We start from the raw sequence: 23,681 nt of genomic DNA, 5'->3' as shown, positions 1-23,681 counted from the left end.
AAATGATAATGAGACCGGTGGTTACAATTCAAACTCCTGCCGCACCTGCGTGGTGAAGCTATTGTAGCCCGGTGCGGGCACTACTGTAGCCGGCATAGGCGGCGCCAGGCTGGCCGGCAGGCCCAGGCTGCGCGTGGTAACAACCAGGTGCAGGGGTGCGGCATCGGCTAGGTCCACTACCACCTCTTCGCCCTGAGGAGCCGGGGCGAAAAACTGAAAATCGACTGCTGCCGCCGTGGGTGGCAGGCTGGCGGCCGGCACCGATTGGTCGACTACGCGCAGGCCCAGCACCCGCGCGGCACCGCCGAGGCGCAGCGTTAGGCTGTTCACATCGGCGCGGCCGGGCTGCAGCAGCAGGCGCAGCCGGCGGTGGCCGGCTACCTGGTTATCGGCCAGCACCTTCACGGTAGCGGGGGCTAGCGGCAGCACCGGCGCCGCCTGGTGCAGCACCGGCCCGGCCGCTGGCGGTAAAACGACGGGCAGCGGTGCCAGCTGCGGGCGGGTCAGCACCTGGCGCGTCCAGGCATCGGGCCGGGGCGCGGCCGACAGCCAATAGGCCTGGTTATGGGCGGCATCCAGCACATAAAATAAGTGCGTTTGCTGGGGCTGAGCCGCCGTAGGCTGGCGCGTGAGGTGGCCCATGAGCAGGGCAGCCAGCGTTTCGGCCAGGGCCAGGCCCGGCAGCAGCCAGCTGGTAGCCGGCCGCCGGCCGGGCCCCGTGTGCAAGCTCAGCACTGGCAGCAGCAAAGGCAATAGTAGCCCCAGCAGCATGGCTAAAAACAGCACGGCTACCAGCACGAGTACGCTCAGCCCAAAAATAATGAGCAGCAAATAAATAGCAGGTACCAGCAGCGCCACGGCCGGCACTGCGAGCAGCCCCTCGACTACGCCCGCCGTGGCCGGCCGACCCGGGCTAGCGGCCCGGCGCAGCCCCCAGGCCCAGGCCAGCGTAGCCGCCAGCAGCGGCCAGGCCAGCAAAAACGCCGACGAAGGTGCCTGCCATTGCACTAGCCCAAGCGGCAAGGCCAGTATCAGCAAGGCCCCGCCCACCAGCGAAGCGGGCCGCATAAAGCGGCTCAGTGCCCCATAGTAAGCCGCAAACAGGGCGAGCGCCAGCGCCAGCAGCGCGCCTTGGTAGGCCAGCGCATTGTAAGAAGCCCGGTCGTAGAAGGCCGAGTATTGCGGGTAGACAGTAGCCACCAGCGTGAGCAGGCCCCAGCCGGCTGCCAGCAGCAGGGCTAGCCCACCCACCCAGGCCAGCACCCCGCCTGCCAAGCCTGCCCAGCGCAGGCGGCCACGCAAGTAAGCCAGCACCAGCGTGAGTAGCAGCAGGCTGATAGTGAGCTGGGTAAGTGGCAGGTTCCAGGCGGCGGGGTAGCGCACCAGCCAGGTGCCGATGGGGTTAAAAAAAGTATCGTCGGGCGCCTTGGTATGCGTGAGTGGGATGTCGCCGAAGTGCCGCACTAGGCTCAGCATGTACGAGCCGTGGTGCTGCAAGGAGCCCAGGTCGAGGTGGCCGGGCGTGTCGGCGGGGCTGTGGTAGTAGGGGTGGCCATCGACAAAGGCGAAGTTCAGGCCCGCGATACCAGCCTGGCGCAGGGGCGTGAAATCGGTGTTGTTGGGCAGCTGCCGGTAGGCCTCGTAAAACAGCGACGACGCGATGGGGTAGGGTGCGGCCTTAGCGTATTCACGCATTACCCAGCCATTCTGGGAGCTGACCTCGAAGGTGAGGCTAGGGCCGGCGTTGCCCCGGCCCTCGAAGTTGAGGGCCACGCCCACCTCGCGGCGTAGGCGGGCCGTATCGGCGGCGTAGGCGCGGGCACCCAGCAGGCCGGCTTCCTCGCCATCGGTAAAGAGCCAGATAACGTCGTTTTGCAGGGGCGGCCCGGCCCGCAGAGCCCGGATGGTTTCGAGCATGGCGGCCACGCCGGCGCCATCGTCGCCGGCGCCGGGGGTGTGGGGCTGCGAGTCATAGTGGGCCAGCACCAGCACGGCCTTGCCCCCTGGCTGGGTGCCGGGCAGGCGAACCGCCACGTTCTGAACCCGTGCGGCGGCCAGCTGGCCGGGGTTAGTAAGTACCAGGCTCAATTCCTGCACGGAGGGGGCTAGCCCCAGCTCGCGGCAGCGGGTCAGCAGGTAGTCGCGCACCTGGGCATTGGCTGGCGAGCCCAGCGAATGGGGTTGGCTAGCCACCAGGGCCACATCGCGCAGGGCCCGGTAGGCCGAAAACTCGGTGGTAGGCGCGGTGGCGGGCACTGGCTGTGGCGGGCGTACCAGCCACACCGCCAGGCCGGCCAGCAGGGCCAGCCCCAGCAGCGGCAGCCAGCGGAGAAAAGAATTGGGCATAGCGCGAGCGGGCTGACATTGCGAAGGAGCCAGCCAGCTAGCCGCTGCGTTTCAGCGGGCGCAAGTTATTCATGGCTGCCAGTTTGACCGCACTGGCTAGGGTGCTTCAGGGGGCGAGGGCTCGGCCGGGGGCGCGGGCTGGCGCGCTTGCACAAACCACGAGGCCAGAAACCCGGTGAACGTGCCAAACAAGCCCACGCCCACCGTCATGAGGGCCGCCGCAATGAGCCGGCCCGCCCCAGTCACGGGGTATTTATCGCCGTAGCCCACGGTGGTAATGGTCGAATAAGCCCACCACAGCGCATCTTCGGCCGTTTTAATGTTGCTGTCGGGCCGGGTTTCGACCTGCAAAATGGCGATGGCCGAAAAAATGACCATGAGCGCTGCCACCAGCGCCGCCGCCGCAAATGTGCCCTGCACCCGGCTCCGAAACAAGTGGTGCAGCAGGTGCTTGGTCGAGCGAAAGGCGCGCAAAATGCGCAGCAGCCGCACCAGCCGCAGCGTGCGCCCCGCCCGTAGCCACGACACTTGCGGTACGCTGGAAATCAGGTCTATCCAGCCCCATTTCAAAAAAGCCAGTTTATTGGGCGTGCGAAAAAAGCGAACGGTAAATTCCAGCAGAAAAAATGCGCAGATGGCGTTGTCGGCCAGGTCGAGCAGGTGCGCCGTTTCGGGTGGCAGCCGGAAAATAAGGCTCACCAGCAGGGCCACCAGCACGTACACCGACAGCACGATGACGGCGAAGTTGAGCAGGCCGAGCCGCCGCTCGGCCAGGGGCTTGGGCAGGCGCATAGCGGGGCGCGGGGGCTAGGCCGATACGCCGGCCACCCACGGCACCTGGGTCAGCTGCACTTCGGGCCACAGCTCCTGCTGTCCGGCGTAGTGCAGATACACGCGGGCGGTGGTGATAACGTCCTTTTCGCAGTACGTGACGATGCGGCCCAGGTCTTTATCCTCCCAGTATACCCGCGCCACGTGCGAGCCGTCGATGTCGTCTTTGGGCGACGGAATATTGAACACGCCCGCCAGCAGCGGCAGGGAAATATAGCCCTTGTTGTCGCCAAACTTCCACAGCTCCATGGTGTCGAGCAGGTGGGGGAGGTCCCAGGGCTTGTGGCCGGCCACGTCGAGCATGGGCGGAATGGGCTGCCCGCAAATGAGCATGCGCCGGCCCAGGTAGCCATAGTCAAACTCCCGGCCGTTGTGGGCGCACAAAAAGTAACCATCGGGCCCGGCCGTTTCGAGCTTGGCGTAGCGGCTAGGGCCGTAGGGCGCGTAGCGGGCCAGAAACTGCCCGAAGCTGCGCAGCACTTCGCACTCATCATCGGCGGCAAACGACTTGGTGCGAAACTCCAGCGTCTCATCTTTTAAGGGCCGGAAGAAGCCTACCGAGATGCATACTACCTTGCCAAACTCGGCGTAGAGGCCGCCGTTGGCAAACAATTCGGCGTGCGTTTGGCCTTCGGCCAGCTCCTTGGCGTGGCGCTTTTCGCAAAACCGGGCCCATAGCGGCTGGTGGGCGGCGGGCAGCTCGGCGTGGCTAGGGTGGCCCGGCACGGTTTCAATATCAACGAAGAAAACGCGGGTCAGGTCAACGTGACGCAGAATATTCATAAAGGCCAGAAAGCAGCGAGCAACTAGGCCAAAGCTAAGCAACATATCGGGTAAGCGCGGGAAGCGACCCCGTACTTTTGCATCATGCATTTTGAGTTTGGGCCGCGTAGCGCGTTGCTGTTGCCGTTTGTGGTGCCGGGCCTGGCCGCCACGCTGTGGCTGCTGAGCCGGGCGCTGCGGCGCGGCACCTGGCCCGATGCGCTGCTGGCCCTGTTGCTAGTGCTGCCCACACTCACTATTGCGCAATGGATGCTAGGCTTTGCGGGGTGGTACGACAGCCACGATGGCTACTCCACGCTGATGTTCTACATTCCCTGGCAGCTCAACCTGCTGCTGGGGCCGGCCTACCTGCTGTATTTCCGCAGCCTCACCAACCAGGAGTTTCGACTGGGGCGCCGCGCCTGGGCGCACCTGGCGCCGGGCCTGCTCAAGGTAGCCCTGTTTGGCCTGGCGGCGCTCTACGACCTGGGGTGGTGGCGCGGCCTGCGCGGGCGGGTGCTGCCTTACCACTTCGGCACCAAAGGGCCCGCCGCCGAGTGGCTCGATGGCCTGAGCCAGCCAGTGGCCGTGGTCCTGTATGGGCTGCTGCCGCTCTACGGCTGGTGGGTACTGGCCGAGTACCGCCGCTACTCGCGCTACCTCGACGACAACTTCTCGGACCCCGAGCGCCTGCGTTTCGCCGGGTTTCGGCAGCTGCTGCTGTTGCAGGGCCTGAGCCTGGGCCTGAGTTTGCTGTTTGAAATTCTGGACGTGGTGTTCCACTTCGGCTACACCGAGGCCTGGAATTACTTCGCCCTGCGCGGCTTGCTTATTTACGCCCTCATCGCGGTGGGCCTGCAAGCCAACTACGCGGCAGCCAGCAGCCCGCTGCGCTTCGAGCCCGATGCGGCACCTGCCGAACTACCCGAGGAAACGACCCTCGCAACCCCTAACGAGCCGGCCGCGTCGGCTCCATTGGCAGCCGGTGGGCTAGCCCCGCTAGGGTTCCCAGCCAGCCTGCCCCCGGCCGAGGCCAGCGCGCCCGGCCTGGCCCCCGAGCTGCTGCCGTGGCGCGATAAGCTGCTCGCGCTTATGGCCACCGAGCGGCCTTGGCTGGAGCCTGAACTGACCCTGGCCGAGCTGGCCCAGCGCCTGCGCACCACGCCCAACCTGCTCTCGAAAGTCATCAATGCGGGCTGCGGGCAAAATTTCAATGACTTCGTGAACACCTACCGGGTGCACGAGGCTAGCCGCAAGCTGGCCGACCCCCACTTTGCGCACTACTCGCTGGTAGGCGTGGCGCTGGATAGTGGATTTAACTCGAAATCAACGTTTAACCGCGTGTTCAAGAAGCTGCTGGGCCAAGCGCCCAGCGAAGTGGCGCGGCCCAAATCATAAGTTGGGACGGCTCAGATAGTGACCTGGAGCGCCCCGCCTGTGGGGCTAGGGGACCTTTGCCTCAGTCATTTCAACCGCCCCAGCCATGCTTCATAAAATGGTAATGCGCCGCCCCTGCCTGCGATGTAACGTTTGGTGGCCCTATTCGATAGTCTGGGTATTGCTTCAGAAAATCTTCAGGGTTGGAAGCAACCACTTGCTGGCCCAGTGCATCCATCGCCCAAGCAACTCTCCTTCATCATCTATGAAAACGACTACGTTCTGGTTACTAGGCCTGCTCCTGCTGGCCGGCCGGCCCCGCCCCGCTGCCGCCCAAGCGCCGGCGGCGGCTCCGACGAGCACTGGCTCGCTTACTGGCACGGTGCTCGACTCGGTGAGCCGCCAGCCGGTGGCCTACGCCACCGTGGTGCTGCTGCCGCCCACCGGCGACAAGCCCATCACCGGTGTGGCGGCCGACGACAAGGGGCACTTCGCCATGACCAAGCTGGCCGCGGGCACCTTCCGGCTGCGGGCCAGCTACGTGGGCTACGGCACCCGCACCCGCACCGTAACGGTAGGCGCCGGTCCCACGGCGGTGGGCAGTTTGCTGATGCCCGCCGCCGCGCAAGCACTGGGCGAGGCGGTAATTATCGGCCAAAAGCCGGTGGTGGAAGTAAAGCCTGACCGCCTCGTGTACAACGCCGACCAGGACGTGAGCAATGCCGGGGGCACCGCCCAGGATGTGCTGCGCAAAGCCCCGCTGCTGGCCGTAGATGGCGACGGCAACGTGAAGATGCGTGGCTCGGCCAACTTCAAGGTGCTGGTCAACAACAAGCCTTCGCCGACCCTGGCGCGCAACCTGGCTGAGGCGCTTAAAAGCATTCCGGCCGAGCAGATTAAGAGCGTGGAAATCATCACCACGCCCTCGGCCAAGTACGATGGCGAGGGCACGGCTGGCATCATCAACATTGTGCTGAAGAAGGGCGTTGACCAAGGGGTGAACGGCCGGGTGGGCCTAGCCAGCGGCAACCGCAATACCAACTTCAACTCGGCCCTGAATTTTAAGAAGGGCAAGATTGGCTTCACCTCATCGGCCAGCGCGGGGGCCTGGTACAACCCCGGCCAGTCGAGCCGCGAGCGCATTGGCTTTGCCGGCGCCGTGCCCGACACGCTGCGCCAGAGCTCGACCAATCACAACCTCGGTGGCTGGTACTATGGCACGGTGGGCCTCGACTATGACCCTGCTGAGCACCACAGCATTTCGCTGGCCGGCTCCGTAAGTGGCTACGGCGGCAACTCGACCCAGGACCTGCTCAACCGCTACACCAACGTAAACCCGGCGGCCAACCAGCTCTTTACCCGCGCCACCAAAAACCTGTTTAGCGGGCTGAATGTGGAAGGCACCGGCACCTACACCCGCACCTTTGCCACGGCCCGCAAGGAATGGAGCGTGCTAGGGCAGTACGCGCTCAACAATGGCACGTTTGGCTACGACTTCGACCAGTACAACAACTCGCTCACGGCCCTGGAGCAAAGCCAGGCCAGCTACCGCGAGCACAGCCGGGGCCGCACGCCCGGGCATGAAGTGACGCTCCAAACCGATTTTACCCAGCCCTTTGGCGACAAGCGCACGCTGGAAATGGGCCTGAAGGCCATCTTCCGCCGCACCGGCTCGGTGGCTAGCGTCGATACCCTGTTCCCGGCGCTGAGCCAGGAGTTTAGTCCTTCGCGCCGCCGTATCACCGATTTCAACTATGCCCAGGATGTGCAGGCGGCGTATGCCACCTACTCGTTCAGCGTGGGCAAGAAGCTGAGTACCAGCCTCGGCACCCGCCTCGAACGCACGGCCATTACGGCGCGCTTTGGGCCGGGCAGCGCCGAAGTAGCCTTGCCTACCTACCTGTCGCTGCTGCCCAATGGCAGCGCGCGCTACGCCTTCAGCGATGCCACCAGCCTGCGCTTTGCCTACAGCCGGCGCATCACGCGGCCATTCATCGACTACCTCAACCCGTTTATAGACCGCTCCGACGCCAAGAATGTCAATTTTGGCAACCCCGTGCTAAGCCCCGAGCTGACTGATTCGTATGAACTGGCTTACAGCACCACGCTCAAAACGACGACGCTCAACGCCGCGCTCTCGGTACGCCACACCGGCAACGCCATCGAGTCTATCCGCTACCTTACCACCAACCCCAACCCGCCCGTGCCACTGCCCGGCAGCGTGGTGCCCGACCCGAGCGTGACGGCCCAGACTTACGCCAACGTAGCTGCTAATACGTTTTATCAGTTCAACGTGTACTTCTCGGCCAAGCCCACGCCCAAGTGGGACCTGAGCGCCGGCCCCGATGTGCAGTACATCGTGCGCAACTCGCCAGCGCTAGGCATCGAGCGCCGCGGCTTTATGGCGGGCATCAACGTCAATACTTCGTACAAGCTCGATAAAGGCTTTACGGTACAGGGCTTTGCCTTCGCTAGCACCCCTACGCCTAGCATCCAGGGCACTGACCCGGCCAACCTCTACTATCAGCTAGGCGTGAAGAAAACCTTGCTCAAAGACAAGGCCGACCTCACGCTCAACTTCGCTAGCCCATTCAACTCATACTGGCCCTACCGCAGCACTACTACCACGCAGTTCTTCACCGAGCATAGTGAGTACCGGTCTTACCAGCGCGGCTTCCGGGTCAACTTCAGCTACCGCTTCGGGCAGGGCGGGCCGAGCAAGCAGCGTAAGGCTATCCAGAACGATGACACCAAGGGCGGCGGCAGCAAGCAAGGGGGCTAGCCCAACTTTACGGGTACTATGCAACGAATAACGCAGGTACAAGACTCTACAACCTGAGAAAGGGAAATGAAGTGTCCCTAGAGCTATGAAAGCACAAACGGCCGGTTCCGCAGAGCGGGGCCGGCCGTTTGCGTACCGGACGCCCGGCAGCCTCCGAAACCGGGCAGCCGGCCGCAAGGCCTCCGTTCGGCTGGGCGTCAGTACATAGTTTGGGCTTGCGCTTTACCGGGCGTAGCCGTGCCTTTGAGCACGGCCACTCGGCGCTAAATCCGGGGCTGCGAGTTTCTTTGCGCCGTAAGCTCCGCGCACTGCCAGCCGCTATGATGGGGCTAGGGGACACGCAACCCGTAGCCGACAACAACATGCCCGCCGAGCGCCCGCGCAACCGGCGCGTTGTAGTTCGCCCCATCGAAGCAGCTAGGCCCCAGCCATAAATCCCAAACAAAAAAGGCCGGCCCCGCACTGCGGGACCGGCCTTTTTGCAAGCTATTCGATTACTTCGTCTCGCCGCTTTCGGGCTCCGAGGGGGCCTCGGCTGGCCGCTCGTCGCTGGCCAGGTTGGGCGCCTCGTCGCTCTTGGCAATGCTGAACGTCAACTCATCCTTGCCATCTTCGTGGTCGGCCGTGATGATGTCGCCGTGCAGCAGCTGAGCTTTCAGGATTTCCTCGGCAATCGGGTCTTCGATGTACTTCTGGATGGCCCGGTTCAGCGGACGTGCCCCGTACTTGGGGTCGTAGCCTTTGTCGGCCACGAAGTCCTTGGCTTTCTCCGTCAGCTCCACTTTGTAGCCGAGCGTGAGCACGCGGGCCAGCAGCTTGCTGAGGCTGATATCGATAATCTTGTGGATGTCCTTCTTCTCGAGCGAGTTGAAGACAATCACGTCGTCCAAGCGGTTGAGGAACTCGGGCGAGAAGGTCTTGCGCAGGGCGTTGGTGATAGTGCCCTTCGTAATCTCGTCCATATTCTCGGTGCGCGCCTTGGTGCCGAAGCCGATGCCAGCGCCGAAGTCAGCCAAATCACGTGCCCCGATATTCGAGGTCATGATGATGATGGTGTTGCGGAAGTCCACCTTGCGGCCCAAGCCGTCGGTCAGGATACCGTCGTCGAGCACTTGGAGCAGCAGGTTGTACACATCGGGGTGCGCCTTCTCAATCTCGTCGAGCAGGATAACCGAGTACGGCTTGCGGCGGATTTTCTCCGTCAGTTGGCCGCCCTCTTCGTAGCCCACGTAGCCGGGAGGCGCGCCCACCAGGCGCGATACGCTGAATTTCTCCATGTACTCCGACATATCCACGCGCACCAGTGCATCTTCCTTGTCGAAGAGGTAGGTAGCCAGCACCTTGGCCAGCTCCGTCTTACCCACACCGGTCGGGCCGAGGAACACGAACGAGCCAATCGGCTTCTTCGGGTCTTTCAAGCCCACGCGGGTGCGTTGGATAGCTTTCACGAGCTGAGCAATGGCCTTATCCTGGCCGATTACCTTGCCTTTCAGCTCGTTGCCCATGTTCAGCAATTTCTCGCCTTCGTTCTGGGCCACGCGGTTCACGGGGATGCCGGTCATCATGGCGATTACCTCGGCCACGTTTTCCTCTTTCACCGTGTAGCGCTTCTTCTTGGTCTCATCTTCCCAGCTCTTCTTGGCCGAGTCGAGTTGCTCAAGCAGCTTCTTTTCCGTGTCGCGGAGCTTGGCGGCTTCCTCGTACTTCTGCGATTTCACCACGCGGTTTTTCTCGCCCTTGATGGTCTCAATCTGCTCCTCGAGCTTCAGGATATCCTCGGGCACCACGATGTTATTGATGTGCACGCGGGCACCAGCTTCATCAAGGATGTCAATGGCTTTGTCCGGCAGGAAGCGGTCGCTCATGTAGCGGTCGCTCAGCTTCACGCACTGCTCAATGGCCTTATCGGTATACACCACGTGGTGGTGGTCCTGATACTTGTCTTTGATGTTGTGCAGAATCTCGATAGTTTCCTCGGGCGTGGTGGGGTCCACCATTACCATCTGGAAACGACGGGCTAGCGCGCCATCTTTTTCGATGTACTGGCGATACTCGTCCAGCGTGGTAGCGCCGATGCATTGGATTTCGCCACGGGCCAGGGCCGGCTTAAACATGTTCGAGGCATCGAGCGAGCCGCTAGCTCCGCCAGCGCCCACAATCGTGTGCAGCTCGTCAATAAACAGGATAACGTCGGGCGACTTTTCCAGCTCGTTCATCACGGCTTTCATGCGCTCTTCGAACTGACCGCGATACTTGGTGCCCGCTACCAGCGACGCCAGGTCGAGGGTCACTACGCGCTTGTTGAACAGCACGCGGCTTACCTTCTTCTGGATAATGCGCAGGGCCAGGCCCTCGGCGATGGCCGTTTTACCAACGCCCGGCTCACCGATAAGAATTGGGTTGTTCTTTTTGCGGCGGCTCAGTACCTGGGCCACACGCTCAATCTCTTTTTCGCGGCCCACGATGGGGTCGAGCTTGTCTTCTTCCGCTAGCTTGGTGAGGTCGCGGCCGAAGTTATCGAGCACCGGGGTGCGCGATTTTTCGCCGGCCTTGCGGGTGCCAGCGGCACCGCCCTGGCCACCTTGCTGGCCGCGGCCGGCCCCTCCGCCCTGGCCTTGGCCAAAGAGGCGGTCATCATCGTCGTCAGCCTCCGGACCCGCCTTGGGCGTGGTGTTCGGAGCGGCGCCGTGGTAGTCGAGCGAGTCGCGCACGGTTTCGTAGTTCACGTTGAATTTGGAAAGGATTTGAGAAGAAATGTTGTCCTCATCGCGCAAAATCGAGAGGAGCAGGTGTTCGGTGCCAATGATTTCCGATTTGAAAATCTTGGCTTCGAGGTAGGTGATTTTCAGTACCTTCTCGGTCTGCTTGGTCAGCGGAATCGAGCCGGTAATGCTGGTGCCCTGGGTGGAGGCCGTGTTGCGCGTGGCTTGCTCGAGGGCAAACTTCAGCTCATCGGTGGCCACGCCGAGCTTCTTGAGCAGGCCGAGGGCCGTGCCTTCGCCCTCGCGAATCATGCCCAGCAGCAGGTGCTCGGTGCCGATGTAGTCGTGGCCGAGCCGGATGGCCTCCTCCCGGCTCAAGGAAATAACCTCCTTGACGCGGTTTGAAAATTTAGCTTCCATGCAAGCAAGATAGAAATAAGACGCAGATAGTAGCTGTACCGAAACCGGCCTGAATAGTTGCGCTACACCAATACGTAAAAGAAAGCGGATTACTGGAAAAACAAGCGCCTGCGGACGAAGGTTCGGACAAATTATTTTTGGCTAAGCGCCTGTCCTATAAAAACTGTCCGGCCGCCGGACCTCGCATAAACAACAAATCCAGCACGCTAAGACCCGGTACAAATGCGGTACCAAAAACCTGCGGGTAGGGCCGTTGCGACGGACTGTCAGGTTCGGCCTTGGCTAGGGTGCTTTTGGGTGTCAGGTAGTCGCGCCGGTCGAGCAGGGGAGGGGCTAGCGAGCTGGCCGGGGCCAGGTATTCGGTTGTGAAATCGAGCGGCAAGGGCCAGCGCAGGCAGCGCAGCAGCAAGTGCAAGCAGGCCAGATTTAATTCCCAAAGCCGCGCCGGCTTCTGGGCATAAATATCCTGCAAATAATCGGCGTAATACCCAAAATACGGCGAGGCCCCGTAGGCGGTTTGCAAGGTGCGAAAATGCCGGTGCCTCCAGTTCTGGCGGTAGTCAATCTCAATCTCGCTGGTGCGAATCTTCTCCGAGCGGGCGCCATCCACCACGGGCACCGTAAGTGGTTGTGGCCCCTGCGCCGTGAGGATGAGCGCCCGGTTGCGATACGTCTGCTTGTGGTAGTGCTCGTGGGCGTCGAGCAGCAGCTTTTCGGCCCCTAGCAATTGTTGGAAATACGGAATCGAGGGCAGGTAATGCAACTCGGATAAGACAACGGACATGGCCGCAAGGTAGCGGCCCGGCACGGTAATGGCCTTGGCGTAGGCCTAGTCCTTATTTTTGCTCTTATGCGCGTCCTTCCTATCTCCCTCTCGCTGACCCTGGCGGCTACGCTCAGTGCCCAGGCCGGCCCGCCACAGCTCATTTTGCAGGTGGCTAAGTTTCGCAACCTCGACCAGGTGCAGAAGGGTGGCGAGGTCGAAATTTCCGTGGTGGTACCTACCCAGCCGCTCACCTACCGGCAGCGGGCGCCCAAGTCGTTTCAGTCGTCGGCGGTGGTCGATTTAGATATTTTGAAAGCGGATGGCACCTCAGCCTGGCACGAAACCGTGACGCTGAAGCCACCCGTGCTCAGCGACACGACTATCGCTATTAAGAACCCGCTCAGCTTCTTGAAGCGCGTGACCGTGCCCGACGGCACCTACACGCTGCGCGGCCGTATTCGCGACCAGTATAAGTCGGCCAACGGTGAAACCACTGTGGAGCAATCCCTAGTGATAGCCGCGCCTACCGCACCGACCTTCAGCGACCTCGTGTTTCTGGCTAAGCCCGCCGCCAAGGCTGGCGCCGAAAGCGTTTTCAACCGCGGCGGCTATTTGCTGACGCGTGCCGCAGGCGGCTTCTACGGCCGGGGCACTGAGAATCTGTACTTCTACACCGAGCTGAATGCTGTGCCGGCCGGCCGCTCGGTGCGCCTGCACTATCACCTCTCGGCCGAAGACGGCACCGCCGCCGATGCCGACGCGCCGCTCGTGACCACGCAGGGCGGGCGGCCTACGCCCATTGTGGGCCAGCTGCCACTAGGCCCCCTGCCGGCCGGGCACTTCACCCTTACCATCGAAGCCCGCGATGCGGCCACTAAAAAGGTGCTGGCTACCCAAAGCCAGGGCGGCCAGCGCAGCCTCACCGAATATGCCCCGGCCGGGGCCGCCGTGCCCCGATGAGCGCCCGCCCGGCCGCGCCGTGGTCCTACCGCCTGCTTACCTGGCTGCTGCTGGCGCTGGCCCACCTGCCGCTGGCCATATTGCATGGGCTAGCGGGCGTCATTTACCTGCTACTGCGCTACGTGGTGCGCTACCGCTGGGGCGTGGTGCTCGAAAACTTACGCAACTCGTTTCCGGAGAAAAGCGCGGCTGAAGTCGAGCGTATCGGCCACCAGTTCTACTGGCACTTTGCGCAAGTGGTAGTCGAGATTCTAAAGCTGGCGGCCATCTCACCCGCCGAGCTGCGGCGCCGGATGCGCTTCGTGAACCCCGAGCTGATGACCCGGCACTTTGCCGAAAACCGCACGGTGCTCTCGCTAGGGTCGCACCGCGGCAACTGGGAGTGGATACTCTCGGGCGCGGCCCTGGAGTTTCCGGGCCGGGCAGCGGGTGTATATAAACCGCTCACCAACAACTTCTTCGAATATTTTATGCGGCGCCTGCGCACCCGGCTAGGGGCCGATGCGGTGCCCATGCTGGCCACGCTGCGCTACCTCGTGCAGCACCGGGGCGAAGGCCGCACCCTCAGCCTGCTTACCGACCAGGCCGCCGGCAAAGACGACCGCCCATACTGGACTGAGTTTTTGCACCAGGAAGCCGGCTTCTACACCAGCGCCGACCGGCTGGCCCAGCAGCTCGACTGCGCGGTACTCTACGTGGGCATCCGGCGGGTGCGGCGCGGCTACTACGAGGTGAAATTCACCGAGCTGCCCGATGGCCGGGCGGTGGCCGCCGGGGCCAATTCGCCCGACGACGCCCAGCGCTTTCCGGCCACGGAAGCATTTATCCGGCAGCTGGAAGCTGATATCCGGGCCACACCCGAGCAATACCTTTGGACGCACCGCCGCTGGAAGCACAAGCGGCCGGAGAATCAGTAAGTATAGTCAGTCCTTGCAAGCGCAACGCCGTGAAGCGCGGCAATACTTCCTTCACGCTAGGGGTACAATCCTAACAAAAAGAAAGATTGCCGCACTTCACGGCGTTGCGCTTGCAAGGACTGACTTTAGTGCTTACAAAAACTGCTCGATGTCGCCCAGGCCCTGGCGCACCAGCTCGAAGTCGTCGTTGGTGCAGTCGACGATGGTGCTCGGCTCGTTGCCGCCGAAGCCACCATCGATAACGAGGTCTACCAGCGAGCGATATTTTTCAAAAATCAGGTCGGGGTCGGTTACGTATTCCTCCAGCGTCTCCTCGCTTTCGCGCACCGACGTGCTCACGATGGGTGTGCCGAACTCTTTCACAATCTGCCGCACAATCTGGTTGTCGGGCACCCGAATGCCCACCGTGCTGCGCTTCACGCCACCGTAGCGCGGGGCATTGGGGCTGGCCTCAAAAATGAACGTAAAAGGACCAGGCAAGGCCTTTTTAATCACCTTAAATACGGGTGTGGTAATGCCGTGCGCGTAGTCGCTGATGTGCGACAAATCGTGGCAGATAAAGCTGAGATTAGCTTTTTCGGGCTTCAGGCCTTTGATGCGGCAAAGCTTTTCAACGGCCTTTGCGTTGTTGATATCGCAGCCAATGCCATACACCGTATCGGTAGGGTAAATAATAAGCCCACCTTTACGGAGCACTTCCACTACTTGTAGAATACGATTTTGGGGCGGATTATCGGGATGGATGCGGAGCAGGGTAGCGGCCATAGGGCAGAAAAAGGTATAATAAAATAGTGCGGGCCGGCACAGGCGGCCTGTTTTGGCGCGAAAGGTACTACGGCCGGAGGTTTTGGCGGACTAGCCAGCGCCTGAAAGACGGATATAAGCAAAAGCGCCGCCACTTGTTTGGGGCGTCGGCGCTAGTAGGCTTGGCGAGGGTTAATTTTGAGGGCTTTATTCTCTGCTTCATGTCTGAACCTGTCAAAAAGTCCGCCATCGAGTACCGGGCCGACTCCATCAAGCGCCGCAACCGCTTCGCCGCCGTGAGCGTGATTCTGGGCCTCATCCTGGTGTGCTTCTCGTATTATTTCTTCCAGATTTTCTACACTACCAACGTCGATACCAAGGATTTACCGACGTTCGTGTACATCCACAAGGGCGACGACTGGCAGAAGGCGCTGGTGGCCACTGAAAACACCGGCGCCATTATCGATAAGCTTTCGCTGCACTTTGTGGGCAAGCTGATGGGCTACAACAAGCCCGGCGCCGTGAAGCCAGGCCGCTACGAGCTTAAAACCGGCATGACCAACCGCCAAGTAATCAACCTGCTGAAGTCGGGCCGCCAAACGCCGTTGCGCCTCACCTTCACCAATGTGCGCCTGCGCCGCGAGCTGGCTGCCAAGCTCAGCAAGCAAATCGATGCCAAGCCCAAGCAGATAGACTCGCTGCTAAGCAGCCCTAGCTACACCAGGAGCCTGGGCTTCGACACCACCACGGTGCTCTCGATGTTCATCCCGAACACCTACGAGCTGTATTGGAACACCTCGGCCCAGAACCTCATGCAGCGCATGAAAACCGAGTACGAGAAGTTCTGGACGCCCGAGCGCGATGCCGCCCGCGAAAAGTTGGGCCTCACCCGCGTGCAGGTGAGCACCCTGGCCAGCATCGTGGAAGCCGAGCAGCAGCAGCACCCCGATGAGCGCCCCCGCATTGCCGGCGTGTACCTCAACCGCCTCAAGCGCGGCATGAAGCTGCAGGCCGACCCGACCGTGGTGTACGCCAACGGCGACTTCGGCATCAAGCGCGTGCTCAATGTGCACTTGCAGAAAGACTCGCCCTACAACACCTATAAATATGCTGGCCTACCCCCCGGCCCCATCGACCTGCCCAGTATTGCCAGCATCAATGCGGTGTTGCACCCCGAGCAGAACGATTACCTCTATTTCTGCGCTAAGGACGATTTCAGCGGCTACCATGCTTTCGCCGCCACTCAGGCCCAGCACCTCGTCAATGCCCACCGCTACCAGGCTGCGCTCACGCGGGCCGGCATTCGATAGCTTTTTAAGCTGTTGGCTAGCAGCTGCTAGCGGTTAGCTTTCTGGCAATAGGCACTACGTTATTTACAAAAGCTAGCAGCTACTAGTCAACAGCTTAAGTTATGTACCAGTCCGACATTCAAATTCGCGTGCGCTATGCCGAAACCGACCAGATGGGCTACGTCTATCACGGCAATTACGCGGCGTATTTTGAAGTGGCCCGCACCGAGTCTTTTCGCGAGTTAGGCATTCGCTATAAAGACCTGGAAGGGCAGGGGGTAGGCATGCCGGTAGGGGAGCTGCACACCCGCTTTCGCCGCCCGGCCCGCTACGACGACCTGCTCACTATCCGCGTCATGCTGCGTGAGCTGGCCGAGGGCTCACGGGTAAAATTCGAGTATGAAATTCGCAACGAGGCCAACGAGCTACTGACTGAGGGCTATACCCTAATGGTTTTCGTAAGCACTGCTACCGGCCGCCCGGTGCCCATCCCCGACAGCGTGCGCCAAAAGCTAGCCCCGTACTTTTCGGAAAATGAAGCTGACCTGCCGCTAGGCCCCGGCCGCGCCACCCCGGGCGACGCACCCGCTCCAGCCGCGTTTGGCAAGTAGCGCGGACGTTGTAATCCGCGTTTGGTGTTATTTGCGAGAGTCAGCCTCGCTCGCACTCCCATCTGCGTCGCGGATTACAACATCCGCGCTACTGTTTTATGCACGCTCCTCCCGCCCGCCGCCGTGCCATGCTGCCCGATGTGCGCCGCCACCGCGCCTACCGTACGCTCATGGCGTGGGGCAAGCGGCAGCGTATGCGCGGAGGCCGCATCTCGGTGTATGATGTGGGCGACCGGGTGATGCACGAGCTACGTCTCGACTCGCTCGAAAAGCGTGCTGCGTACATGGCCTTCAACCTCACGCTGGCCCTGTTTCCGACTATCATTTTCCTGTTCACGCTCATCCCTTACATCCCGGTGCCCAACCTGGATGTGGACATTCTGCAATTTTTGGCCGATATCATGCCCCACGAGCTGTATTCAGCCACGGCGGGCACCATCGAAGACATTGTGCGTATTCCGCACGGCGGGCTGCTCTCGTTCGGATTTGTGTCGGCCCTGGTGCTCAGCAGCAATGGCATCATGGCCCTGCTCGATGCCTTTGAGAAAAAATATCCGTGGTTTAAGCACCGGGGCTATTTCCATAAGCGCGTAATAGCTACTGGTCTCACCTTCGCGCTAGCCCTTATTCTGGTTATTGCCATTGCGGGCATCTTCTTCGGCACGTTCATCATCGACGCGCTGGTGTTCTACGAAATCGTGCCCGAAAGCTCCACTGAGTTTATGATTCTGGTGCTGCGCTACGGCTCGCTCATCGGGCTTTTTCTCACCACCACCTGCGTCATCTACTACTTCGTGCCGCCGGTGCACGACAAGTGGCCTTTCATCTCAACCGGGGCCCTAGTGGCCACGCTGCTTATCTTTTTGGTGTCGTTTCTGTTCACGCTCTACGTCCGCATTTTTAATTCCTACAACCACTTCTATGGCTCTATCGGGGCGCTGGTGGGCTTCATGGTGTGGCTCGAATTTGTGTGCATGACGCTCATCATCGGCTTTGAGGTCAACGTGAGTATCGACGCCGTAACCGGCCGCCTGGAAGCATTGCCCAAGGAGGCCTGAAAAAATGAGCAATTGACAATGAGCCACCTAGCGGAAAAATCAGGAAATTTCGGCTTGCAGAGCTTCTCATTTCAATTTGTCTCCTAATTTTGCAGCCCCAACCACTCGATTTGGGACCTTTAGAGAGGTGGCAGAGTGGTCGAATGCGACGGATTCGAAATCCGTTATACCGGCAACGGTATCGGGGGTTCGAATCCCCCCCTCTCTGCACTCAGTCTTAAACCCCGCTGTAAATCAAGCATTTACAACGGGGTTTTGTATTTCTGCTAATTGATATTTGCTTAAAAAGCAGTTGACTACAACACCCTGCCACCATCCACAAGGGCGCCGTAATTGCGTCGATGCATTCGCCCCGCGTTCTATAGGGCAACGCCAAGGCGCTGCTCGTGTAGCTGCCCACCGCCGCCTTACAGGATGCTTGCGAACGGTTTTCGGGAGTGCGTTTGAGCCGGAGTCTGGTTGTAGCTAGGGTATCCGGCAGCAAATTTCCTGTAGAAGTAAGAGGTGATGCCTGGCCAGTGGGGCAGCACCTGGCAAATGCAGCCCTAGCCAGGCGGCCCCACCAGGCCCCAAGCCAGGTCAGCGAGTGGAAAGCGCGCAAAAAAGCCCCGCAGTAAGCGGGGCTTTACTAATCGTGCAAGGCAATTTAGCCTGTGTGGGCCACCTTACCGCGTTGAAATTAAGGCGTGTACGTGGTAGCCTTGCCGTACAGAATATTGGAGATGCTAGACAGGTAAGTGCTGGAGTTCGTGTTGGGCAAATCGTAGGTGAGGTAGATACCGTAGCCATCGGTTTTAGTGCGGGTGGCAAGCGTGGCGGCTGTGGTGGCAGAGGTAGCAGTAATTTGTACGGCGGCCGGTCCCAGATTAGCCTTAGCTAGGCCTGGCACGTTTGGCACCGAATAAGTGCCATATACGGCGTTCCAGCTATAGTTTACTTTCGAGCCCACCGTCACGCCCCCGTAGGATAAGCGACTGGCAGCCGGCCCGTAGTAGTAAAAGGAAATAATTTTATCCGGCAGCAATTGCCGCAGGGCACTCACCAGGTAAACAAACGAGTAGCTGTTTGGCTGTCCGGTGCCGTTCGTGCCATAGTCGGCATACTCGTCGTCGAAATCGATGCCATCCAGGCCGTACGTGTTGACCGCATTGGCTAGCTGCTGGGCGAAATCCTGGGCGGCCGTCTGGGTAGGGAAGTTACTAATCCCGGCTCCCTGGTGGTTGCCGAGTATCGATAGCAGTACTTTGGTTCCTCTGGCCTGAACAGGCTGGATATACGTGGCCCTGTTGGTGAGCACGTTGGTTACCTGTGTGTTAAAGAAAAGCGTCGCTTTCTGCGTAGCAGTGTTGTAGTTGATATTGGCAGCGAAGATGATGCCGATGTCGAAGAGCGGCTGCCCGGAGGAAAGCGAATACTTCGCCACGTTGCTGAAGTCATTATTATTCACCTCCACGTAGCAAACGGTTTTTGTGCCCGTTACACCCACTGCATTTGCCGAAGCAGAGGTACTTAAGGGAGTGGGCAGGTCCTCTTTTTGCTGGCAGGCAGAAAAAAGTAGGGTGAGCAAGGTGCCGCACAGGGCCAGTGGCCGAGCAGCTCGGAGAGTTCCGATAGGCATAATAGATGTGGAAAAGGGTGGGAGTGAAAAGCGGAATAAGGCCATTATTCCGGGTAAGAGCAGCGCGGGGCCTAGCGTACCAGGCTCGGCAGGATAATCGGTACTAAATCCTTTTAGCTAGCAGGAGGCTAAGCGTTGCCAGCAGCACGTCAAACCTAAGACTACCCGTTGCTACTTAATAGGGACAAAATCACTTAAAAAATGACATCGTCAACGCGCAGAATATACGTGCTAAGGCAATGCGATACCTTAGTTAAGTACTATTAATCCCAAGCTATTAGGGCTGTTGTTCAGCTAGCCGTTCGCTACTGTGTCAGCAGCTACTTACTGATACAGGCGTGAAATGAGGCCAGATAAGACATAGACTCGAAGCAAATAAATCAGGAGGCGCGGGGCAGTCCTTCTAAAAGAAACTGACTGGTAAAAACCTGCGACAGAAGGTGCAGTGCCGCTAACCCTCACCCGCCAGGCCCTGGGGCAGGCGGAGTAAAAGGCCATAACTCCGCACCTGACTCGCGGTGCTTTGCAAAGATGCTTGGTGCGCTGGCGGAGGCTAGCGGCCGCGCCGGGCGTCGCGCAGCCACTGCTGGGCTTCGGCTATATCCCCAAACTGGTGCATGTGCAGCTGCCCTTCGAGGCCGAGCGCCATTGCCCGCGCCGAAGTGGCAGCCAGCGACTCGGGGCTTACTACGTTGGCAAAGTGCGTGAGGACGCAGGCTATGGCGCGCGGGGCCCAATTAGTCACTATCCACTCCACGGCATGGTCCCAGGGGCCTATCACCTCGCGGTTATCGTTGAGTAAGTACGCGCAGTTATTGTCGCTGAGAGCGGGTAGGCACGCATCGGCCCCCACCACAATGCCGGGATGGGTTTGGTAGCCCAGCCACTCGTTGTAGACCCAGTGGTGAGTGGCATCGTAAGAAATGCGCAGGTAAAGTTTGCCGAAGCCGTTGAGCAGTTCGGTAGCCATAATTAGGAAGCCAGCAAATGAGCCGGCAAGCTACGCACCGAGGCCCATCAAGACGAGCCTTTCATTACCTTCGTGGGAGCGAAAGCACGCCTGTCGCTGCCCTAGCCAGGCGGCGTTATGCCCTCAGCACCAACAGCTGTAGTCCAGAGCTGGGCGCACTGATGCCGCCTGTTCTGATACCATCCTTACCAAATCATGCCCGTACGGCTGGGCGGCCTGAAAAATAGTCCTCACTAGCATTCGCCACCGCTCTTATGGGGCACAAAACACAGCGCCAGCGTGTAGTAGCTGTATGGACCACCTGCTCAAAACATTTGCCTTGCACTGTGGCCTCAGCCTGAGCCACTACTGGCACCTGCGCCTGGTGCTCTCCGTTTCGCTTGGGCCCTTGCTTGGCGTACTCTACCTGGTGCTGTTCGGGCGGCGCGGCCGGCGGCCCACCTACAGCTTGTGGGTGCGCCCCGATGGCAAGCTCATTGCCCGGCCAGAGAATGGCAGCCGCGCGTAGCCTCCTGCTCAAGCACTTTCTCTGGCTGCTCGCTACGCCGCCCGCGCCCAAACCGCTACGCTAGCTGCCACCGCGCCCGCCATGGCTACTGTGTAGGACACGCTCGTTAGCTCCGGCTCTGCCTCGCGGGCCTTGTAGTTTCAGCCCGACGCGGCCTTGTGCCGTGCGGGGAGTACGCTCGCCATCGGTCACACCGAGGTGCAATACCTCTTGCGCCGCCGTGGGCGCTAGGCCCCGCCAGGCGCGCTACAGGGGCACTGCCCAGCTTACACAGGTGGGGACAGCGGCACTTCACTAAAAGTACAGCATCGGCAGCCGAGTATAGCTTCTTTTTTGCCTTACTCGTGTCTGCGGCGTCCTTACCTATCTACTTTGAAAACGCGGTAGCTACGCTGCGCGAGCACCCCGATGGCTACGTTGTATTTAAATATCATCCGGGGCCGCGCCAGTTTGCCGCCTTTCAGGCCGTGCTTACCCATACCGGCAACTTGCTGCGCAGCCGGGATTGGTACAAGATTCTGGGCGACCAGCGTCTGATGACGCCCTTTACTGAGGAAGAAACCACCTGGGTAACTACCTACTGGCTCGACCACGCCCGGCATCGCCCCGGGGGTATCTACGCGGCCGTGCTGCTGGCCGACGACGTCTTTGCCCGGCTGGCTGCCACCCAGCTGCGCCACGAAGCCAAGGCTGCGGCGCTCACCTACCGTCTCTTCGAGCACGAAGGCGAAGCGGCCGCCTGGCTGCGGCAGCTTGGCTAAGCATATTCACGACCTCACGTCCTGGTGCTTGCCGATAAAGGCTAGGGCGGAGGCGTGCACAAGTTGCCCAAGCAGCACGGCGCCTGAATAGGCCAGTCGGCCCGAGTGTTTAGCGCTGAGCCAGAAGCCCGTGAACCTTTACTCACATAAGACTTCAGTGAAGCCTGGGTAAAGTAATTGGGCCAAAAGGAGCAGAAAGGGCCTACCCGAGTTGGTTTGTTTTGTAGCCTGTGTGTACTTTTGACAAACCAACGCAGCTAGGGATGGGCAGCCCATCAGTCTTTCCCACTCTGCAAAAGGCTTTTTCTGCGCTGAAAAAAGCTTTTTTACTGGCAAGCTCAGCGTAGACGACTTAGAGGAGTGGCAGAGTGGTCGATTGCGGCGGTCTTGAAAACCGTTGAGGGTTAAACCTCCGGGGGTTCGAATCCCTCCTCCTCTGCAGGCTGATAATCAGCAGGTTAAATAAAAGAAAGCCCCGTTTTCAACAAGAAGACGGGGCTTTTTTAGCTGAAAACGGCGCAAAGCAGCTATGCTGTATTGCTTGGCAAAGTGGAATAGGGGTGCAACCAGCTATTTTCGACCCGCTGCCGGCCCAGCGTCTCTGTTGCGGCCGGCCCCTTTTGCGCATGAATACCATTCGAAAAGTTTGTTTTTATTTCGTGGCCCTGCTGAGCAGCGCCTTGCTAGGCAGCAGCTGCGGCCAGGCGCCCCGCGAGCAGCAAGCTGCGCGGCCTCCCTTTGAAGTAGCCGAGGCCTCGATAGCCGATGTGCAGCAGGCCCTTAAGCAGGGCGACTGCACTTGTGAGCAATTGGTGCGCGCGTACCAAGCCCGCATTGCGGCCTACGACCAGCCTACCAGACTCAATGCGATTGTGGCTGTCAACCCCGATGCTCTGGCAACGGCCCGGCAGCTGGATGCTGAATATCGGCGCACCGGCCGGCTACGGCCACTGCACTGCACGGCCCTTATTGTGAAAGACAATTACAATACCGCGGGCTTGCAAACCACGGCGGGCTCCCTGGCACTCAAAGGCTTTGCTCCGGCCGACGATGCCACGATGGTGAAAGCCCTGAAAGCCGCCGGGGCCATTGTGCTAGCCAAGTCCAATATGGCGGAGTGGGCGTTCAGCCCGATGGTTACTATCAGCTCAATAGCGGGCGAAACGCGCAACCCCTACAACCTGGGCCACGTGCCGGCTGGCTCTAGCGGCGGCACGGCGGCGGCTGTGGCGGCTAGCCTGGGTACGGTGGGGCTCGGCACCGATACCGGCAATTCTATTCGCGGGCCATCGTCGCACACGGCGCTGGTGGGCTTCCGGCCCACGCTAGGGCTGCTGAGCCGGGCCGGCATCGTGCCGCTCTACCTGCGCAACGATACGGGCGGCCCCATGGCGCGCTCGGTGGCCGATGCTACCCGGCTGCTAGAGGTACTGGCCACTGGCCCCGACCCCGCCGACCCGCTCACGACCTATAATGCCGGCCATATCCCGGCGAAGGGCTACCAGCAGTTTTTGAACCCTAGCGGGCTCAAGGGGGCTCGCATCGGCGTGTTGCGTACCCTTAGCGAGCGCCGGCCCGACCCGCAGGTGAAAGCGCTGTTTGAGCAGGCCGTGGCCGATTTGCGGCAGGCCGGCGCAACGGTGGTTGATGTTGAGATTCCGGATTTTGATAAGGTAAGCGCCGGGCAATGGAGCTCGGTATTCAAGCACGACGTCAATCAATACCTGGCCAGCCTGGGGCCGAAGGCGCCGTTACACAACATCGACCAGGTGCTGGCTTCGGGTAAGTACGCGGCCTACATCAAAGAAAACCTGCAGGATGAGCTGGCTCACGGCGTAGCTCCCAGCCCGCGCATGGCCGGCCGCGGCGAGGCCTACACCGACCCGCGCCGCATTGCCTTCCGCCACGCCGTGACGGCCGTGATGGACCGCTACCACGTGGGCGCGCTGGTATACCCGACCTGGAACAACCCGCCCGCCAAAATTGGCGATTTCAAGGGGTATCAGGGCGATAACAGCCAGCTCATTGCGCCCCACACCGGCCAGCCAGCCTTCACCGTGCCCATGGGCTTTACCTATGATAAGCTGCCCGCTGGCTTGCAGTTTCTGGGCCGCTCGTTTGATGAGCCGACGCTTATTGCCTACACCTATGCCTACGAGCAGGCTACGCACCACCGCCGGCCCCCAGCGCGCTTCCCAGCCTTGCCGAGGGCTAGCAAGTAGCTAAGAGTTAGGCTGCTTAAGCGCTTCGAGGCGGCGC

At 60.8% G+C, this 23,681-nt stretch carries 19 protein-coding genes and 2 tRNA genes; 13 read left to right on the top strand and 8 right to left on the bottom strand.

Annotated features, from left to right (window positions below; genetic code table 11):
• Positions 1-21: 21 nt before the first annotated feature.
• The 3 genes from J4D99_RS15735 to J4D99_RS15725 form a co-directional block, all read right to left on the bottom strand.
• The gene (locus J4D99_RS15735; RefSeq protein ID WP_208132687.1) at positions 22-2,346 is read right to left on the bottom strand and encodes a M20/M25/M40 family metallo-hydrolase; all 2,325 of its coding nucleotides are present in this window, start codon (positions 2,344-2,346) and stop codon (positions 22-24) included.
• A 96-nt stretch (positions 2,347-2,442) separates the two neighbouring features.
• The gene (locus tag J4D99_RS15730) at positions 2,443-3,138 is read right to left on the bottom strand and encodes a potassium channel family protein (protein WP_208132686.1); all 696 of its coding nucleotides are present in this window, start codon (positions 3,136-3,138) and stop codon (positions 2,443-2,445) included.
• 15 nt (positions 3,139-3,153) lie between these two features.
• Positions 3,154-3,960, bottom strand: coding sequence for a ribonuclease H-like domain-containing protein (locus J4D99_RS15725; RefSeq protein WP_208132685.1), 807 nt, complete (start codon positions 3,958-3,960; stop codon positions 3,154-3,156).
• An 84-nt stretch (positions 3,961-4,044) separates the two neighbouring features.
• On the opposite strand from J4D99_RS15725, the gene J4D99_RS15720 reads away from it, so the two are divergent.
• The 3 genes from J4D99_RS15720 to J4D99_RS15710 all read left to right on the top strand — a co-directional run bounded on the left by J4D99_RS15720 (position 4,045) and on the right by J4D99_RS15710 (position 8,532).
• On the top strand, positions 4,045-5,337 hold the full coding sequence (locus J4D99_RS15720) for a helix-turn-helix domain-containing protein (protein WP_236018689.1): 1,293 nt from the start codon (positions 4,045-4,047) through the stop codon (positions 5,335-5,337).
• A gap of 244 nt (positions 5,338-5,581) precedes the next feature.
• Entirely contained in the window at positions 5,582-8,098 is a 2,517-nt protein-coding gene (locus J4D99_RS15715) for a TonB-dependent receptor (protein WP_208132684.1), read from the top strand.
• 287 nt (positions 8,099-8,385) lie between these two features.
• Complete coding sequence (locus J4D99_RS15710) at positions 8,386-8,532, top strand: hypothetical protein (protein WP_208132683.1); 147 nt, start codon at positions 8,386-8,388, stop codon at positions 8,530-8,532.
• A gap of 60 nt (positions 8,533-8,592) precedes the next feature.
• Here J4D99_RS15710 and J4D99_RS15705 read toward each other — a convergent pair whose 3' ends face one another.
• A complete protein-coding gene (locus J4D99_RS15705; protein WP_208132682.1) occupies positions 8,593-11,220 on the bottom strand; it encodes an ATP-dependent Clp protease ATP-binding subunit in 2,628 nt (875 codons plus the stop codon).
• A gap of 154 nt (positions 11,221-11,374) precedes the next feature.
• Positions 11,375-12,004 (bottom strand): WbqC family protein, encoded by a 630-nt coding sequence (locus J4D99_RS15700; RefSeq protein ID WP_208132717.1) that lies wholly within the window; start codon positions 12,002-12,004, stop codon positions 11,375-11,377.
• A 66-nt stretch (positions 12,005-12,070) separates the two neighbouring features.
• Between J4D99_RS15700 and J4D99_RS15695 the strand changes: the two genes are divergently transcribed.
• Together J4D99_RS15695 and J4D99_RS15690 are read left to right on the top strand one after the other, a co-directional pair.
• The gene (locus tag J4D99_RS15695; RefSeq protein WP_208132681.1) at positions 12,071-12,946 is read left to right on the top strand and encodes a hypothetical protein; all 876 of its coding nucleotides are present in this window, start codon (positions 12,071-12,073) and stop codon (positions 12,944-12,946) included.
• On the top strand, positions 12,943-13,863 hold the full coding sequence (locus tag J4D99_RS15690; protein WP_236018688.1) for a lysophospholipid acyltransferase family protein: 921 nt from the start codon (positions 12,943-12,945) through the stop codon (positions 13,861-13,863). The genes J4D99_RS15695 and J4D99_RS15690 overlap by 4 nt, the downstream gene beginning before the upstream one ends.
• Before the next feature lie 132 nt (positions 13,864-13,995).
• Here J4D99_RS15690 and J4D99_RS15685 read toward each other — a convergent pair whose 3' ends face one another.
• A complete protein-coding gene (locus tag J4D99_RS15685) occupies positions 13,996-14,628 on the bottom strand; it encodes an L-threonylcarbamoyladenylate synthase (RefSeq protein WP_208132680.1) in 633 nt (210 codons plus the stop codon).
• A 200-nt stretch (positions 14,629-14,828) separates the two neighbouring features.
• Here J4D99_RS15685 and mltG point away from each other — a divergent pair, with 200 nt between their 5' ends.
• From mltG to J4D99_RS15665, 4 genes are all read left to right on the top strand, one after another.
• Positions 14,829-15,917 carry an endolytic transglycosylase MltG gene (mltG, locus tag J4D99_RS15680; protein ID WP_208132679.1) on the top strand — a complete coding sequence of 363 codons (1,089 nt, stop codon included), beginning with the start codon at positions 14,829-14,831 and terminating at the stop codon, positions 15,915-15,917.
• 101 nt (positions 15,918-16,018) lie between these two features.
• Entirely contained in the window at positions 16,019-16,507 is a 489-nt protein-coding gene (locus J4D99_RS15675) for an acyl-CoA thioesterase (protein WP_208132678.1), read from the top strand.
• Positions 16,508-16,605: 98 nt separating this feature from the next.
• Positions 16,606-17,565, top strand: coding sequence for a YihY/virulence factor BrkB family protein (locus J4D99_RS15670; protein ID WP_208132677.1), 960 nt, complete (start codon positions 16,606-16,608; stop codon positions 17,563-17,565).
• Between the two features lie 121 nt (positions 17,566-17,686).
• Positions 17,687-17,773, top strand: a tRNA-Ser gene (locus tag J4D99_RS15665).
• 471 nt (positions 17,774-18,244) lie between these two features.
• Here the strand turns inward: J4D99_RS15665 and J4D99_RS15660 are convergent.
• A complete protein-coding gene (locus J4D99_RS15660; protein ID WP_208132676.1) occupies positions 18,245-19,183 on the bottom strand; it encodes an endo-beta-N-acetylglucosaminidase H in 939 nt (312 codons plus the stop codon).
• Between the two features lie 553 nt (positions 19,184-19,736).
• Positions 19,737-20,153 (bottom strand): STAS/SEC14 domain-containing protein, encoded by a 417-nt coding sequence (locus J4D99_RS15655; protein ID WP_208132675.1) that lies wholly within the window; start codon positions 20,151-20,153, stop codon positions 19,737-19,739.
• Between the two features lie 292 nt (positions 20,154-20,445).
• Between J4D99_RS15655 and J4D99_RS15650 the strand changes: the two genes are divergently transcribed.
• From J4D99_RS15650 to J4D99_RS15635, 4 genes are all read left to right on the top strand, one after another.
• A complete protein-coding gene (locus tag J4D99_RS15650; RefSeq protein WP_208132674.1) occupies positions 20,446-20,661 on the top strand; it encodes a hypothetical protein in 216 nt (71 codons plus the stop codon).
• A gap of 344 nt (positions 20,662-21,005) precedes the next feature.
• Positions 21,006-21,422: a hypothetical protein gene (locus J4D99_RS15645; RefSeq protein WP_208132673.1), complete on the top strand. Its 417-nt coding sequence runs from the start codon at positions 21,006-21,008 to the stop codon at positions 21,420-21,422.
• 354 nt (positions 21,423-21,776) lie between these two features.
• A tRNA-Ser gene (locus tag J4D99_RS15640) sits at positions 21,777-21,861 on the top strand.
• Positions 21,862-22,048: 187 nt separating this feature from the next.
• Positions 22,049-23,644 (top strand): amidase, encoded by a 1,596-nt coding sequence (locus J4D99_RS15635; RefSeq protein ID WP_208132672.1) that lies wholly within the window; start codon positions 22,049-22,051, stop codon positions 23,642-23,644.
• The last annotated feature ends 37 nt before the right edge of the window (positions 23,645-23,681 follow it).

The sequence above is a fragment of the Hymenobacter sp. BT559 genome (assembly GCF_017571525.1).
In the GTDB taxonomy this organism is placed as follows: Bacteria; Bacteroidota; Bacteroidia; order Cytophagales; family Hymenobacteraceae; genus Hymenobacter; species Hymenobacter ginsengisoli.
Note: the sequence above shows the minus strand (reverse complement) of the source record. Positions and strands in the feature narration are given on the sequence as shown.

Bases quoted from the DNA above. Each gene is read 5' to 3' on its own strand.
- J4D99_RS15735 (WP_208132687.1), bottom strand. From the start codon at position 2,346: ATGCCCAATTCTTTTCTCCGCTGGCTGCCGCTGCTGGGGCTGGCCCTG.
- J4D99_RS15730 (WP_208132686.1), bottom strand. From the start codon at position 3,138: ATGCGCCTGCCCAAGCCCCTGGCCGAGCGGCGGCTCGGCCTGCTCAAC.
- J4D99_RS15725 (WP_208132685.1), bottom strand. From the start codon at position 3,960: ATGAATATTCTGCGTCACGTTGACCTGACCCGCGTTTTCTTCGTTGAT.
- J4D99_RS15720 (WP_236018689.1), top strand. From the start codon at position 4,045: ATGCATTTTGAGTTTGGGCCGCGTAGCGCGTTGCTGTTGCCGTTTGTG.
- J4D99_RS15715 (WP_208132684.1), top strand. From the start codon at position 5,582: ATGAAAACGACTACGTTCTGGTTACTAGGCCTGCTCCTGCTGGCCGGC.
- J4D99_RS15705 (WP_208132682.1), bottom strand. From the start codon at position 11,220: ATGGAAGCTAAATTTTCAAACCGCGTCAAGGAGGTTATTTCCTTGAGC.
- J4D99_RS15700 (WP_208132717.1), bottom strand. From the start codon at position 12,004: ATGTCCGTTGTCTTATCCGAGTTGCATTACCTGCCCTCGATTCCGTAT.
- J4D99_RS15695 (WP_208132681.1), top strand. From the start codon at position 12,071: ATGCGCGTCCTTCCTATCTCCCTCTCGCTGACCCTGGCGGCTACGCTC.
- J4D99_RS15690 (WP_236018688.1), top strand. From the start codon at position 12,943: ATGAGCGCCCGCCCGGCCGCGCCGTGGTCCTACCGCCTGCTTACCTGG.
- J4D99_RS15685 (WP_208132680.1), bottom strand. From the start codon at position 14,628: ATGGCCGCTACCCTGCTCCGCATCCATCCCGATAATCCGCCCCAAAAT.
- mltG (WP_208132679.1), top strand. From the start codon at position 14,829: ATGTCTGAACCTGTCAAAAAGTCCGCCATCGAGTACCGGGCCGACTCC.
- J4D99_RS15675 (WP_208132678.1), top strand. From the start codon at position 16,019: ATGTACCAGTCCGACATTCAAATTCGCGTGCGCTATGCCGAAACCGAC.
- J4D99_RS15670 (WP_208132677.1), top strand. From the start codon at position 16,606: ATGCACGCTCCTCCCGCCCGCCGCCGTGCCATGCTGCCCGATGTGCGC.
- J4D99_RS15660 (WP_208132676.1), bottom strand. From the start codon at position 19,183: ATGCCTATCGGAACTCTCCGAGCTGCTCGGCCACTGGCCCTGTGCGGC.
- J4D99_RS15655 (WP_208132675.1), bottom strand. From the start codon at position 20,153: ATGGCTACCGAACTGCTCAACGGCTTCGGCAAACTTTACCTGCGCATT.
- J4D99_RS15650 (WP_208132674.1), top strand. From the start codon at position 20,446: ATGGACCACCTGCTCAAAACATTTGCCTTGCACTGTGGCCTCAGCCTG.
- J4D99_RS15635 (WP_208132672.1), top strand. From the start codon at position 22,049: ATGAATACCATTCGAAAAGTTTGTTTTTATTTCGTGGCCCTGCTGAGC.